The sequence below is a fragment of the Enterobacter cloacae complex sp. S1 genome, assembly GCF_014930525.1.
Lineage (GTDB): Bacteria > Pseudomonadota > Gammaproteobacteria > Enterobacterales > Enterobacteriaceae > Enterobacter > Enterobacter hormaechei_C.
On the sequence record NZ_JADBRE010000005.1, the window covers coordinates 186801 to 200968 of the forward strand.

General features: G+C 54.8%; 13 protein-coding genes. 4 read left to right on the forward strand and 9 right to left on the reverse strand.

Annotated features, from left to right (window positions below; all coding sequences use genetic code 11):
* Positions 1–2: 2 nt before the first annotated feature.
* From IM290_RS06075 to rfaD, 4 genes are read right to left on the reverse strand one after another with little or no spacing between them, the layout of a single operon-like run.
* On the reverse strand, positions 3–1112 hold the full coding sequence (locus tag IM290_RS06075; RefSeq protein ID WP_193042190.1) for a glycosyltransferase family 9 protein: 1110 nt from the start codon (positions 1110–1112) through the stop codon (positions 3–5).
* Positions 1113–1115: 3 nt separating this feature from the next.
* The gene (gene rfaC, locus IM290_RS06080) at positions 1116–2099 is read right to left on the reverse strand and encodes a lipopolysaccharide heptosyltransferase RfaC (RefSeq protein ID WP_032668862.1); all 984 of its coding nucleotides are present in this window, start codon (positions 2097–2099) and stop codon (positions 1116–1118) included.
* Between the two features lie 3 nt (positions 2100–2102).
* Positions 2103–3149 (reverse strand): ADP-heptose--LPS heptosyltransferase RfaF, encoded by a 1047-nt coding sequence (gene rfaF / locus IM290_RS06085; protein WP_193042189.1) that lies wholly within the window; start codon positions 3147–3149, stop codon positions 2103–2105.
* A 2-nt stretch (positions 3150–3151) separates the two neighbouring features.
* Positions 3152–4084, reverse strand: a complete 933-nt coding sequence (gene rfaD, locus IM290_RS06090) for an ADP-glyceromanno-heptose 6-epimerase (RefSeq protein ID WP_003860858.1) — start codon at positions 4082–4084, stop codon at positions 3152–3154.
* Between the two features lie 213 nt (positions 4085–4297).
* Between rfaD and kbl the strand changes: the two genes are divergently transcribed.
* Both kbl and tdh read left to right on the forward strand, forming a co-directional pair.
* Positions 4298–5494, forward strand: a complete 1197-nt coding sequence (gene kbl / locus IM290_RS06095) for a glycine C-acetyltransferase (protein ID WP_148386207.1) — start codon at positions 4298–4300, stop codon at positions 5492–5494.
* Between the two features lie 9 nt (positions 5495–5503).
* Entirely contained in the window at positions 5504–6532 is a 1029-nt protein-coding gene (gene tdh / locus IM290_RS06100; RefSeq protein WP_017383610.1) for an L-threonine 3-dehydrogenase, read from the forward strand.
* Positions 6533–6560: 28 nt separating this feature from the next.
* Here the strand turns inward: tdh and IM290_RS06105 are convergent, their stop codons facing one another.
* Complete coding sequence (locus IM290_RS06105) at positions 6561–7475, reverse strand: hypothetical protein (RefSeq protein WP_047057000.1); 915 nt, start codon at positions 7473–7475, stop codon at positions 6561–6563.
* A gap of 15 nt (positions 7476–7490) precedes the next feature.
* Positions 7491–8696, reverse strand: a complete 1206-nt coding sequence (locus tag IM290_RS06110) for a glycosyltransferase (RefSeq protein WP_060460064.1) — start codon at positions 8694–8696, stop codon at positions 7491–7493.
* A gap of 206 nt (positions 8697–8902) precedes the next feature.
* Between IM290_RS06110 and IM290_RS06115 the strand changes: the two genes are divergently transcribed.
* Complete coding sequence (locus IM290_RS06115; RefSeq protein ID WP_023295721.1) at positions 8903–9703, forward strand: glycosyltransferase family 2 protein; 801 nt, start codon at positions 8903–8905, stop codon at positions 9701–9703.
* Positions 9704–9714: 11 nt separating this feature from the next.
* Here the strand turns inward: IM290_RS06115 and IM290_RS06120 are convergent, their stop codons facing one another.
* Genes IM290_RS06120 through gpmM form a run of 3 tightly spaced genes read right to left on the reverse strand, consistent with a single transcriptional unit; the run spans position 9715 to position 13488 of the window.
* Complete coding sequence (locus tag IM290_RS06120; RefSeq protein ID WP_017693955.1) at positions 9715–10647, reverse strand: divergent polysaccharide deacetylase family protein; 933 nt, start codon at positions 10645–10647, stop codon at positions 9715–9717.
* A gap of 3 nt (positions 10648–10650) precedes the next feature.
* Positions 10651–11910 carry a murein hydrolase activator EnvC gene (gene envC / locus IM290_RS06125; protein ID WP_026094345.1) on the reverse strand — a complete coding sequence of 420 codons (1260 nt, stop codon included), beginning with the start codon at positions 11908–11910 and terminating at the stop codon, positions 10651–10653.
* A 33-nt stretch (positions 11911–11943) separates the two neighbouring features.
* Positions 11944–13488 carry a 2,3-bisphosphoglycerate-independent phosphoglycerate mutase gene (gene gpmM / locus IM290_RS06130; RefSeq protein WP_032646785.1) on the reverse strand — a complete coding sequence of 515 codons (1545 nt, stop codon included), beginning with the start codon at positions 13486–13488 and terminating at the stop codon, positions 11944–11946.
* A gap of 248 nt (positions 13489–13736) precedes the next feature.
* Here gpmM and IM290_RS06135 point away from each other — a divergent pair, with 248 nt between their 5' ends.
* Positions 13737–14168, forward strand: a complete 432-nt coding sequence (locus IM290_RS06135; RefSeq protein WP_032646787.1) for a rhodanese-like domain-containing protein — start codon at positions 13737–13739, stop codon at positions 14166–14168.

Sequence of the window (14168 nt, forward strand, 5' to 3'; positions counted from 1 at the left end):
AATTAGTTTCCTTGAGCGTCGGTAGCGCTAGCCAGTGAGCGGGCTTTTGGTAATGTACGGATAAACTGCTGAAGATCGTGTAACGCGGAGTCAGTGACAGAGAATAGCGCTTCCCGTTCTTGCGGGAAGTAATAGCGCGTTTCAAACACATAAGAACAAATGTTATCGTCATTCCCGATCAGCATCACATTGCCAAGCGGACGCTGTTCATAGTGACAACACGGTCCAAACAGCAGGACCACCGGCACGCCGACGGCGTCTGCGATGTAGACATTCCCCGAGTCAGACGCGATATAGCAGTCCATCTTAGAAATGGCCCAGGGAAGCTCTTCCAGCGAAATTTTGCCAATAAGATTGATAAAATTGGGGATTTCACCGTAAAGACGGGTGATATCGTCCATCCACGACTGTTCGTTTGGCGCGCCGAAGACATAAAACTCGCAGGGTAAATCAGCGAGTTGATCAACAATCCGCTTCCAGATAACCGGAGGGACGGTTTTGGCTTTATTGCCCGCCGCAATACTGATGCCGATGCGGATAACGTCAGGTTTATCAAGAATGGCCGGCCAGGTCGTCGGCTTGAAGAGTGGCTTTGTGGCGTGCTTGGGAGAGTCTTGCCACGTGAGCGAGCGGTCGGCCAGTTTCAGGTAGTTCGTCACCGAAAGCGTTTTTTTGCCATGCTCAACGGTACCGTCGGCCGCGAGATAGAAAATCCCGTGATACCACCTGCGCGTGTAAATGCTTAAAAATTGTTTGTTTTTGGCATTGCAGACGGCGGCAAAAAAGAGGTTCACGCTGTTGGGCTGTAGCAGGTAGACGTTGTCGTAGCGGTTCATGATCCTGCACGCGAAGCACAGTTTACGCCACAGGTTGCGCTTATGCTGCTCAATAAAATAGATCTGCTCAATAGTCTCATCATGCTTCGCCAGTGCGCCAACGCTGCGACTGATCAACACATCGCTTTTTTGCAGATATGCCAGAAGAGGCGTCGCATTAATAAAGTCACCGATTTTGGCTGTCTGAATGACAAGATTCTTGCCCGTGTCCTTTCGAAACAGCTTCCGGATGAGTTTCACCGGAAAGAGTAAAATCAGCAGAAATACATAACTCATGGGTTAAATATCCCTGTTGGAAAGCCGATGGCTGCCCTGTAAAAATGAAAAAATAGCATCTGCGCTAATATCCTTCGTTTGCTGCGTAGGGCTGACCATCTGATGCTGGTTTTTACCGTAACCCCCGATCAACCCCGGATCGGTCGGGCCGAAAATCGTGATATTAGGACGATCCAGTGCGGCGGTTAAATGGCTTAACCCTGTATCCACAGAAACGACGGCGTTAGCGCCCGCCAGCTGTGCGGCAACCTGCGCCAGCGTGAGTTTGGGTAACACCTCGACGTGGGAAAAACCCGCTGCCAGACGTTCCGCTCGCTGTCGCTCATGTTCAGCGCCCCACGGGAGTTTAATATGGATACCGCAAGGTTGCATTAGTTCAATCAGCCTTCTCCAGTGCGTTTCCGGCCAGTGCTTATCGTCGCGCGTTGTGGCATGCAGGAAAACCAGATAGGGCGCGATATCCTTGTCCGTTTCGCGCAGAAAATGCTGTGCGATGGCGTAGTCACCCTGGAGGTCGGGTTTTGCATAGCCGAGACTCTTAGCGAACAGCTCGCGGGTACGTTCCACGGCGTGCTGCTGCTTCGCAATATGGTGGCGACGGTTATAGAACAGGCTTGCCAGCGGTTCGCGGGCGGTTTGCCAGTCCATGCCGTGCTTTACGCCGTGCGCCAGACGCGTCACCAGCGCGGCGCTTTTGACCAGCCCCTGCGCGTCGATGATGGCATCGTAACGTTGCGCCTGCACCGCCTCGCGGAAGGCTTTGCGTTCGGCTTTAATCGGGGCAGAGAACCACGCTTTGCGCCAGCGGCGAATGGCCACCGGGATCACGCGATCAACCGCTTCATGCCAGGTGGGGATCTGCGCGAAGCCTTCTTCCACCACCCAGTCAAAACGGATGCCGGGAATGGCCCGCATGGCGTCCGTCAGCGACGGCAGCGTATGCAGAACATCACCCATTGAGGAGGTTTTAACGATCAATACCCGCATCCGTTATCCTTCTTCGCTCAACAGCAGTGCGTTGAGTTCTTCGAGAACACGCTGCGGGGTAATGTCGATCAGGCTCTGATGGTAACCTTCTGCGGCATCGCCTTTGCGCAACTTGTGGTAGCCGGTGATCAAACGGATCACGCGCGCCTTGTGCGAGAGCGGCGGCGTGAAGTCCGGGCTGCTTGGGCCATACAGCGCGACCAGCGGGCGGTCCAGCGCGGCGGCGACGTGCATCAGGCCAGAGTCGTTACTGACCACGGCCTTACAGGCGGCAATCAGGATAACCGCCTGCTCGAGCTGCGTTTCCCCGGCCAGGTTGCGGCACCATGCCTGTTGCTCGGTGCTCAGCGTGGCGAGAATTTCATTGCCCGCCTCATGATCTTTCGCCGAGCCAAACAGCACAATCTGATAGCCTTCATCGATAAGCTGTTTCGCCAGCTCTGCATAGTGATAGTGCGGCCAGCGTTTTGCCGGACCGAATTCTGCGCCAGGGCAGAACCCAATCATCGGGCGTTCGGACGAAATGCCAAATGCGTTGCAGGTGTGGGATTTCTCCCCATCGCTTACCTGGAGCTGCGGCCACAGCAGCGGCTGCGGCAGATCTTTCGCGCTGCGCATCACGCCTTTGTCGTAGGCCAGCGCCACGTAGCGCTCCACCATCAGCGGCCAGGCCTCTTTATCCAGCACCCGGGCGTCGTTCAGCAGGCCGTAACGCATTTCACCGCGCCAGCCGGTACGGTGCGGGATGCCCGCAAAGAAGGGCACAAGGGCGGATTTGAAGGAGTTAGGCAGCACGTACGCGCGGTCATAGCGTTTCTCGCGCAGGCTGTGGCCGAGTTTGCGGCGTTCACCGATTTCCAGCGCCCCGTGTCCGAGCGGCATCGGGATCGCCTCGTTCACTTCCGGCATACGCGATAACAGCGGACGGCACCATGCGGGTGCCATCACGTCGATTATCGCCTGGGGATAACGCGCCTTGAGCGTGCGATAGAGACTTTGCGACATCATCATGTCGCCCACCCATGACGGGCCGATCACCAGAATTTTCATACTTATGCGTCGCGGTTCAGCCAGGCCATATATTCCGTTACGCCTTCGGCAACGGTCTTGAACGGCTTGTCGTAGCCTGCGGCACGCAGGTTAGTCAGGTCCGCCTGGGTGAATGCCTGGTAGCGGCCTTTCAGCTTATCCGGGAACGGAATGTATTCGATGCTGCCTTTCTTATGGTACGCCAGCGTCGCGTCTGCCACCGCCTGGAAGGATTCCGCGCGGCCGGTGCCCAGGTTGAAAATGCCGGACACGCCATTTTCCAGGAACCACAGGTTTACTGCCGCCACATCGCCCACGTAGACGAAGTCACGCTTGAAGCCGTCGCTGCCTTCGAACAGTTTCGGGCTTTCGCCGTTATTTAACTGGGTGTTCAGGTGGAACGCCACGCTCGCCATGCTGCCTTTGTGGCCTTCGCGCGGCCCGTAGACGTTGAAGTAGCGGAAGCCAACAATCTGCGAGTTCGCTTCTGGCAGGATCTGACGTACGTACTCATCAAACAGGAACTTGGAGTAACCGTAAACGTTCAGCGGCTGCTCATATTCGCGGGATTCGATGAAATCTGAAGTGCGCCCACCGTAAGTTGCCGCGGAAGAGGCGTACAGGAACGGAATTTCACGCTCCAGGCAGTAGTGCAGGAGCTCTTTGGAGTACTGATAGTTGTTATCCATCATGTACTTGCCGTCCCACTCGGTGGTGGAGGAGCAGGCACCTTCATGGAAGATAGCTTCGATCTCGCCGAACTCTTCACCCGCCATAATCTGGATAAGGAAGTCTTCTTTATCCATGTAGTCAGCGATGTTCAGATCCACCAGGTTCACGAACTTGGTGCCGTCTTTCAGGTTGTCCACCACCAGAATGTCGGTGATGCCTTTGTCATTGAGGGCCTTAACAATATTGCTGCCGATAAAGCCCGCGCCGCCAGTAACGATGATCATAACTGTAACCTTTGAAGTATGAGTCGGGGAATATCCCGAACGCTAATCTCTTTATCATATCATCACAATGCTCAGGCTTCAGCCATTCACCGATATGCAGCAGGGGTACGCGTGATTTATGCTGCAAAAACGAGAAGAGATACTGCGTCATCTCGTCATGAACTATAGGTTTGGGTAATATGTGCCAAAATTTGCCGAGTCTGGAGAATTGCAATGCGTGGTGATTTTTACAAACAGTTAAACAGCGACCTCGACACCGCACGTGCGGAAGGGTTGTTCAAAGAAGAGCGTATTATCACGTCTGCCCAGCAGGCGGACATCACCGTTGCCGACGGCAGCCACGTGATCAACTTTTGTGCGAACAACTACCTGGGTCTTGCGAATCACCCTGAGCTGATTGCCGCGGCGAAAAAGGGCATGGACACCCACGGTTTCGGTATGGCCTCCGTTCGCTTTATCTGCGGTACGCAGGACAGCCATAAGCAGCTTGAGCAAAAGCTGGCGAACTTCCTCGGAATGGAAGACGCGATTCTGTACTCCTCCTGCTTCGACGCCAACGGCGGTCTGTTTGAGACCCTGCTTGGAGCCGAAGACGCAATTATCTCCGACGCCCTGAACCACGCCTCCATCATCGACGGCGTACGCCTGTGCAAAGCGAAGCGTTTCCGCTACGCCAACAACGACATGGTGGAGCTGGAAGCGCGCCTGAAAGAGGCCCGTGAAGCAGGGGCTCGCCACGTCCTGATCGCCACCGACGGCGTGTTCTCCATGGACGGTGTGATCGCCAACCTGAAGGGCGTGTGCGATCTGGCGGATAAATACGACGCGCTGGTGATGGTGGATGACTCTCACGCGGTCGGTTTTGTCGGCGAAAACGGTCGTGGCTCCCACGAATACTGCGACGTAATGGGCCGCGTGGATATCATCACCGGTACGCTGGGCAAAGCGCTCGGCGGCGCGTCTGGCGGCTATACCGCTGCGCGGAAAGAGGTGGTTGAGTGGCTGCGTCAGCGCTCCCGTCCGTATCTGTTCTCCAACTCCCTGGCGCCGGCGATTGTGGCTGCCTCCATTAAAGTGCTGGAGATGGTGGAATCCGGAGCTGAGCTACGCGACCGCCTGTGGGCTAACGCCCGCCTGTTCCGTGAAAAAATGAGTGCCGCAGGATTCACCCTGGCCGGTGCCGATCACGCGATCATTCCGGTGATGTTGGGCGACGCGGTTGTCGCGCAGAAATTTGCTCGTGAGCTTCAGAAAGAAGGGATTTACGTGACCGGGTTCTTCTTCCCGGTGGTACCAAAAGGTCAGGCGCGTATCCGCACCCAGATGTCTGCGGCGCACTCGCCTGAACAAATTGAACGTGCGGTGGAAGCCTTTACCCGCATCGGCAAACAGCTGGGCGTCATTGCCTGAGGACGTATGATGAAAGCGTTATCCAAACTGAAAGCGGAAGAAGGGATTTGGATGACCGACGTGCCGGAGCCGGAAGTCGGTCATAACGATCTGCTGATCAAAATTCGTAAAACCGCCATCTGCGGTACTGACGTTCACATCTACAACTGGGACCAGTGGTCGCAGAAAACCATTCCGGTACCGATGGTTGTCGGTCACGAATATGTCGGCGAAGTGGTGGGTATCGGCCAGGAAGTAAAAGGCTTCAACATTGGCGATCGCGTCTCCGGTGAAGGCCACATTACCTGCGGTCACTGCCGTAACTGTCGCGGTGGGCGTACCCACCTGTGCCGCAACACCGTCGGCGTGGGCGTGAACCGTCCGGGCTGCTTCGCGGAATACCTGGTGATCCCGGCGTTTAACGCGTTCAAAATCCCGGACAATATCTCTGACGATCTGGCCTCCATCTTCGACCCGTTCGGCAACGCGGTACACACGGCGCTCTCCTTCGACCTGGTGGGTGAAGACGTGCTGGTTTCCGGCGCGGGCCCCATCGGCATTATGGCGGCAGCCGTGGCGAAGCATGTGGGTGCGCGCAACGTGGTGATCACCGACGTGAACGAATACCGCCTGTCGCTGGCGCGCAAAATGGGCGTCACCCGCGCGGTGGATGTCTCGAAAGAGAGCCTGACCGATGTGATGGAAGAGCTGGGCATGACCGAAGGCTTTGACGTGGGTCTGGAGATGTCCGGCGCGCCACCGGCGTTCCGCACCATGCTCGACACCATGAACCACGGTGGCCGTATCGCGATGCTGGGTATTCCGCCGTCAGATATGTCCATTGACTGGAACAAAGTCATCTTCAAGGGGCTGTTCATTAAGGGCATCTATGGCCGTGAGATGTTCGAAACCTGGTACAAGATGGCCGCGCTGATCCAGTCCGGTCTGGATCTGTCCCCGATTATCACTCACCGTTTCTCCATCGATGAGTTCCAGCAGGGCTTTGACGCAATGCGGTCCGGCCAGTCAGGGAAAGTGATCCTGAGCTGGGATAAGTAATTAAAAAGGGGCCAGCGGCCCCTTTTTTTTACTGATTCTTTTTCTCTTCGTCCGTCAGGTAACGCACCTTGCGGGTGTAATCCTGGCCTTTGAACAGCAGTTTGTTATCCGGCGATTCCAGATACTTCTGCCATTCGGAAAGCGGGAAACCACCGTGCGCGCCAATCACCTCTTTCGGCACAACGGCTTCCTGACCGCCGATCTTCTTGGAGACCGGCCAGTTCATCCAGTCGCCCAGGTTAACCGTTTTTACATCCAGCATGTCCAGCAGCGCAGCGAGCGGCAGCTGATCGGTCGGCGGCTGCGTATCGTCCATCAGCTCCCAGGTATCCTGGAACAGCGTCAGCCACAGCGGGCAGATACGGCGCCAGGTCTTTTTGGTGGCGGCAAGAAACGCGCCGTTAACGTGATCGACCAGATACGGGCGCACCGTTTCTTTGTAATACGCTGGCACTTTCTCCGCTGGCGCGCCGTCCAGCTTGGCAATCATTTTGCCCTGACGGAAGCTGGAGTAGATGTGCATATCCACCATGTTGATCTCTGGCATTTTAAGCAGGTTGAGATCGGAGTCGATCATCAGCACACCTTCACCGCGCGCCTGCAACGGAGCGTTAAGCTTCACCAGACGACTGAGGTAGATCTGCTTATAGCGGTATCCTTCTTCACGTTTTGGAAGCGTGAGGGTAACAACGCGGGTTTTTGGCGGCAGCTCGCCGAAAGCGGATTCAGGCTGATCGCTGACGATAACAATCTCACTGACGTCGGTGGCATAACGCTCTGCAAAGGTCGCTGACAATAACGCCTCTTCGACGAAATCCGCGCCCGTACACGGGATCACAATGGAATCAACCGCAACGAGATCGCGCGTGACCGGAAGGGAAGCGTAAGGAATGTTATGACGCCCGGTAATGTGGCGGTAGCGAGCATTCAGGAATTTAAACATGTTCTTCTCGTTTGGTTATTGCGCGCCAAGAACGGCCTCGACACCGTTAACATAGCTTTCAATGGCATACATGTTGCAGACATTCTGGTGTGCGGCAGCGGCGAGCCGGGCGCGCAGAGCAGGATCCTGCCAGATATTATCCAGATGTTGAGCAAGTTGCGACACGTCGCTCCAGGGAAACAGCAGGCCGGTCGACTCATGATCGATCAATTCTGCCGTGCCGGTCACCTTTGAACCAATCACGGGAATATTCAGCAGCATCGCCTCCAGCACGACGCGCGGCAGGCCTTCGCTCTTCGAGGCCAGAATAAATGCGTCAAAGGTGGCGAGATAGTCAAAAGGCGTGTTCTGGAAACCGGTAAAAATGACGTGCTCAGCAATACCCAGCGCGTCAGCCTGTGCCGCCAGTGCGCCGCGCTCCGCCCCTTCACCGACCAGCACCATCTTCCATTTTGCCTGCGGGTGCCTCTGGCTGAACTGTGCCAGCGCCTCCAGCGTATGGTGGTTGGCTTTGCGAGGGATTAGCGAGCCAATGCTGCCGAACACAAACGTGTCGTCATCAATGTTCAGGCGCTGGCGCATCGCGCGTCGGTCGGGCAAAGGCTGGTGGATGTCGATAGCATTGTTGACCGTGGTACACAGCGCTGGCCGGACGCCATGCTGAAGCAACACGCGTTCAACGCCGTGCGAGACGGCGATAATTTTTGTGGCATGGGTATTGACCAACTTCACCAGCGGCGGGGTCAGCACCGGTTCAATCCGGCAGTGCTGGATTATCCGCGCATGCAGGTTTGCGCCCGCCAGATACCCTTCTTCGTTAGAGCCTGGCTGGTTGTTCATATACAGCGTATCGAATCCACCTTCCCTGAAAATGGTCTCGATCTTGCTGACGTTGGGGCGAATGCGCCACAGGGTATCGATATGCCGCGTAAATGCTTTGCGCGCTGAACGCGAAAAAAACAGCAGACCACGTCCCGCTTCTTTCAGTAGTTTTGCCCATGCCGGTTGCTTACGTTGAGGGATAACGAGTAGCGGGATCCCAATGCTATTGAGCACCTGGCCAATCGTTTGACCTTCAGCACGACTATAATCACTGTAAAAACAACAGGTAATGTCGAATTTGTCGCGGTTGATTCGCTTCAGAAGCTCAAGCATACTGTTGGTACCTCCCCCCCATTCTTTGCCCGTGTCCAGGAGGAGGATTTTACGTTTTTGCGGCATGTCTGAATCCGTATGCTACCCTTCATCTGACCGCATTATAAAGAATTTACTGAAATAAAATAGATTTTTTGTATTTCTTTGTCTTTTTACAAGAAAACATTTTAAACGCGCTTATTTTAAAAGTGCGATTTAAGACTTTAATCGCCTCTTCTCAATTCGATAGTATGAGTGCAAAAATTTTATGTTGTTATTGAGAGAGTGAAAATATGTTTAAAATAACGGTCTGCTTATTAACGTTTAACTCCGAAAGAACGTTGCACGATGTTATTCCTCCTCTTTTAAAAATAGCAGATGAATTCGTTATAGTGGATTCCGGAAGTACAGACTCGACGATATATATTTGCCAGAGTTATGGATTGTCGCCTATATTCAAAAAATATAGCTGGCACGGCGAGCAGATGAACCATGCCGTATCCCATGCGCACAACGACTGGGTGCTGTGCATGGACAGTGACGAAATACTCGATCAAGAAACCGTTGATGCTATTTTAAAATTAAAAATGGGCGATGAACCCGAACCGGATATGGCGTGGCGGATATGTCGTCACTGGTTTGTTTTGGGAGAAAATGTCCGAACGATTTATCCCGTCTCATCACCGGATTATCCGGTGCGTCTTTTTAACCGTACGCAGTCGCGATTTAATAACCGGCCAGTAGACGATCAGGTTGAAGGTTTTCTCCGTTCTGAACGTATTCCAGGTTATGTCAGACATGATACGTTTTATTCGCTGCATGAACTTTTTAATAAATTAAACGGATATACCACTCGCCTGGTTCAATATCAGACGATACGTCCCTCTCTTGGTCGCGGCGCGATCAGCGCTATTGGCGCATTTTTCAAATGGTATCTGTTTAGCGGTGCGTGGCGTCAGGGCAAAGTAGGTGTGGTGACAGGGTTTTATGCCACGGCGTACAGTTTTTTGAAGTATTTCAAAGCCTGGTATCAGGATCGGGAAAAGAGAGAGTCCGTTGCAAAAGAGCAGTCGGACTCTTATCTGGCAGAATAGGCGTTAGCCGATCAGGCTTTTTTTCCCCAACCCTGCCACTGTTGCTGGACGTATTTAACCAGTGTACTGCTGCTGATGCTTTCGCCAATCACCGAGAAGAAGCGGGTTGCATAGACCGGTTCAGGCGGCTGTTTCAGCGTGCAGTTCTTCACGCCGCGGAATGGATTACGCGGCTGCGTTGCGGGTGGTTGCGCGCTACCCGGACGAGAAGTATCCACCTGAGGTTCATTGAGCAGATCGCTCGGACGCACCAGCGTAATATCGGCGGGTAAGCCCGGCAACATTTGCTGCAAAACGCGAACGGTAGACGGATGCGGATGCCCAATGGCAATCGCCGAACCGTTACGGCGCGCCAGCTGTACCGCGCGGTTGAACTGCACGCGGATATCCGCTTCGTTCTGGGAGTCGTCCAGGAATACTTTGCGCTTGATGACTTTTACACCCGTCCCCTGAGCGGCACGCATCGCCTGGCTGTTGCCGATGGTCATGCTGTCGAGGAAATAGAGATTGTAACGCTCCAGCGCCTGCATCACTTTCAGCATACCGTACAGGCTGGAGGTCATCGCGCTGCCCATATGGTTATTCAGACCCACGGCATACGGCACTTTATTGTACGCATCGCGGATGATGCGATCGATCTCGTCGCTGCTCATGTCCGGGCGCAGGGTATCTTTTTCCAGCGGCTGCTTGCTGAGGGGGGCCATCGGCAGATGGATGAGGACCTGATGGCCGCCATTGTGCGCTTTGGTCGCCATTTCATGCGCGTGAGGCGCATTAGGCAGGACGGCGACAGAGATGGCTGGCGGCATCGCCAGCACCTGATTTTCATAGTGTGGTCGATAACCGAAGTCATCAATCACAATCGCGAGTTTGCCTGCATAAACCGGTGCAGCCAGCGCCAGTGCGCTGACTACGGAAACAACAATTCGACGAAATTGAAGCAAAACCTATCTTCCCAACCACGGCTGTGGATTGACCGCCTGACCCTGACGACGAATTTCGAAATAGAGTGACGGGCGGCCCTGACCGCCACTGCTGCCCACAAGGGCAATGGGTTGACCCGCGCGCACCTGGGTGCCAACGCTGACCAGCGCGCTCTGATTGTAGCCGTAAAGACTCATGTCGCCTTTACCGTGTTCAACCACCACCACGAGCCCATAACCCTGTAGCCAGTCGGCCAGGATCACGCGGCCATCGGCGATGGCTTTCACTTCGCTACCTTCAGACGCACCGATAACGATCCCCTTCCAACGTAGCTCACCCTGCAACTGTTCGCCATAGCGATGCAGGATCGTACCGCGAACGGGCCAGTAAGCCTGACCACGCGGGGAGCCGAGGCCGCCGGTACGCGACATCAGGGAACGTTCATTTTCAGTCGGTTTGTAGGTGGTGCCTTTCCGGGAGGCTTCCTGCTGCTTATTACGCACCGCCTGCGCTTCGCGCGCTTCTTTTTCGGCGCGCGCTTTGGCCGCGGCTTCTGCCCGGGCAATGCTGTTACGCAGTCTGGATTCGTTGGCGCGCATTTCGCTCAGCTGGCTTTGTCCTGCCTGGATAGAGGACTCCAGCCCGGCGAGCGTCTTCTTACGCTCATTGCGTGCCTGCTCAAGCTTCTCCTGCTGCGCCTGCTGATCGTAGAGCAGCGTTTGCTGCTGGCTCTGCTTTTCTTCCAGCTCGGCTTTTTGCGTGGTGACTTCTTCGCGCGTCTGTTTCAGCTGCGCAATGGTCTCCTGACGCGCCTGGTTAAGATAGCCGAAATAGGCCTGTAAACGCTGACCTCGCTGGCTCTCTTCACCGCTGAGGATCAGCTGAAGGCCTGTGTGCTCACCCTGACGGAAAGCAGCATCAAGCTGTGCAGCAAGGTTCCGCTCCTGGGCATCGCGCTGACGCTCCAGTTTCGCAATCGACGCGTTCATTTCATCGATTTGCTTATTGAGCTGGGCAAGGGTGTTTTGTGTTTCACGCAGCTTACGCGCGGCGGCGGAAATGGCCTCTTCCTGCTTTTTAAGCTGGGCGAGCAGGGTGGCGCGCTGCTGTTGCTGCTGACGTACCGCACGCTCTTTGGCGGCGATATCGGCCTGAATGGATTTAAGCTGATCGCGGTCATCCGCGTGGGCGGATGCGGCGCACAGCAATACGCCAGCGCTGAGTGCGCTGGCGCAAAGCAGAGGTCTGACTGATAACCGAAGCGGCTTCACGACCCATGTGATTGAAAAAATCGCCTTTCCCCTCATGGGGAGCGATTATTCCACGATGAACAGCGGCTTGCCAGTCATCTCTTCAGGGATTTCCATACCCATCAGCGACAACATGGTTGGCGCGATGTCGGAAAGCTTGCCGCCTTCCACAGCTTTCACTGATTTATCACCTACATAAATCAGTGGAACAGGCAGGTTGGTATGGGCGGTATGCGCCTGACCGGTTGCCGGATCACGCATCTGTTCTGCGTTACCGTGGTCAGCGGTGATCAGCAGCTGGCCGCCCACGGATTCAACCGCTTTCGCGACCTGCTCAACGCAGTGGTCCAGCGCTTCAACCGCTTTAACGGCTGCTTCCATCACGCCGGTGTGGCCCACCATGTCGCCATTCGGATAGTTACAGATGATGGTGTCGTATTTACCGCTTTCGATCGCGGCCACCAGTTTTTCGGTCAGCTCCGCAGAGCTCATTTCTGGCTGGAGATCGTAAGTGGCGACTTTCGGCGAGTTAATCAGGATGCGGTCTTCGCCTTTAAACGGCTCTTCTACGCCGCCGTTAAAGAAGAAGGTCACGTGCGCATACTTCTCAGTTTCGGAGATGCGCAGCTGCGTTTTATCGTTTTTCGCCATCCACTCGCCGAAAGTATTTTCCAGGGAAGCGGGTGGATACGCGCATGGGGCTTTGATATCCGCTGCATACTCGGTCAACTGGATGAAATCGATCTTCGCCACTTTCTTACGGGCGAAACCGTCGAAATCGCTGTTGACGAAGGCGCGGGTGATTTCGCGCGCGCGGTCAGCACGGAAGTTCATGAAGATCAGCGCATCGCCATCTTCCATGGCGGCATCGGCCTGGCCTTCAGCGCGGATCACGGTTGCCTTCACAAATTCGTCGTTTTCATCACGCGCGTAAGCCGCTTCCAGGCCTTCAACGGCGGTCGGGAACTGGAACTCGCCTTTTGCCAGGGTCAGCAGATCATAGGCTTGCTCAACGCGGTCCCAGCGGTTGTCACGGTCCATGGCATAGTAACGGCCAACGATGGACGCCACGCGGCCTTTGCCCAGTGCGGCAAATTTATCTTCAAACGCTTCAAGAGAACCTTTTGCGCTGCGTGGCGGCGTATCGCGACCATCCAGGAAGGCGTGCAGATAGATTTTTTCCGCACCGCGCTCGGCGGCCAGTTCTACCATCGCCATGATGTGGTCTTCGTGGCTGTGAACGCCGCCCGCAGAGAGCAGACCCATAATGTGAACGGCCTTGCCTGCGGCAACGGCTTTATCAACCGCTCCGGTGAGCGTTGGGTTGGCAAAGAATGTACGTTCTTTGATTTCAACGTCCAGGCGCGTCAGGTCCTGATAAACGATACGGCCCGCACCCAGGTTAACGTGACCCACTTCAGAGTTGCCCATCTGACGATCCGGCAGACCCACTTCCAGGCCAGACGCATCAATCAGGGTGTGGGGACGTTTTGCCCATAGCGCATCCATAACCGGGGTTTTGGCGTTGAAAATGGCGTTATCCTGTTGATCTTCACGGTAGCCATAGCCATCCAGAATCACCAGTACCATAGGTTTTTTAGAAACCGACATTGCGACAACCTCATGCTCAAGAGACAAAAAATTTGCGTAATTTTACTACAGCTGAATCGATAAAATAGCCGCAGAAGATCAAAGAAAGCGCGGGGGCAAGGCAGTTCTCAGGCCATTTTGAGGCTTTTTTTACGTGGCATGCCGCAGAAAATAGATTAGCTTTATGTCGCTGGCTGTATTTGCCACAGCGCACAGGTATACTCCTGTCCTGGTTTTTTTAATCACTTAGTCGGGAGTTGTTACCCCCCATGCAAGAAATTATGCAATTCGTTAGCCGCCACCCGGTTCTGAGCATCGCGTGGATTGGCCTGCTGGTCGCTGTACTGTTCACCACATTTAAGGGACTGACGTCTAAAATTAAGGTGATCACCCGCGGTGAAGCGACACGTCTGATCAACAAAGAGGACGCCGTGGTTGTCGATCTGCGTCAGCGCGACGATTTCCGCAAGGGCCACATCGCAGGTGCTATCAACCTGCTGCCCGCGGAAATTAAAGCGAACAACATTGGTGAGCTGGAGAAGCATAAAGCCCAGCCGATTATTGTTGTTGACGGCACTGGCATGCAGGCGCAGGAATCTGCCAGCGCACTGCATAAAGCAGGCTTTGAAAACGTAATGGTGCTGAAAGAAGGCATCTCCGGCTGGAGCGGGGAGAATCTTCCTTTAGTGCGCGGTAAATAA

Excerpts from the sequence above, each read along its gene's own strand:
- rfaF (WP_193042189.1), bottom strand. The coding sequence starts at position 3,149 with ATGAAAATTCTGGTGATCGGCCCGTCATGGGTGGGCGACATGATGATG.
- tdh (WP_017383610.1), top strand. The coding sequence starts at position 5,504 with ATGAAAGCGTTATCCAAACTGAAAGCGGAAGAAGGGATTTGGATGACC.
- IM290_RS06105 (WP_047057000.1), bottom strand. The coding sequence starts at position 7,475 with ATGTTTAAATTCCTGAATGCTCGCTACCGCCACATTACCGGGCGTCAT.
- gpmM (WP_032646785.1), bottom strand. The coding sequence starts at position 13,488 with ATGTCGGTTTCTAAAAAACCTATGGTACTGGTGATTCTGGATGGCTAT.
- IM290_RS06115 (WP_023295721.1), top strand. The coding sequence starts at position 8,903 with ATGTTTAAAATAACGGTCTGCTTATTAACGTTTAACTCCGAAAGAACG.
- kbl (WP_148386207.1), top strand. The coding sequence starts at position 4,298 with ATGCGTGGTGATTTTTACAAACAGTTAAACAGCGACCTCGACACCGCA.
- IM290_RS06110 (WP_060460064.1), bottom strand. The coding sequence starts at position 8,696 with ATGCCGCAAAAACGTAAAATCCTCCTCCTGGACACGGGCAAAGAATGG.
- rfaD (WP_003860858.1), bottom strand. The coding sequence starts at position 4,084 with ATGATCATCGTTACTGGCGGCGCGGGCTTTATCGGCAGCAATATTGTT.
- IM290_RS06075 (WP_193042190.1), bottom strand. The coding sequence starts at position 1,112 with ATGAGTTATGTATTTCTGCTGATTTTACTCTTTCCGGTGAAACTCATC.
- rfaC (WP_032668862.1), bottom strand. The coding sequence starts at position 2,099 with ATGCGGGTATTGATCGTTAAAACCTCCTCAATGGGTGATGTTCTGCAT.
- IM290_RS06135 (WP_032646787.1), top strand. The coding sequence starts at position 13,737 with ATGCAAGAAATTATGCAATTCGTTAGCCGCCACCCGGTTCTGAGCATC.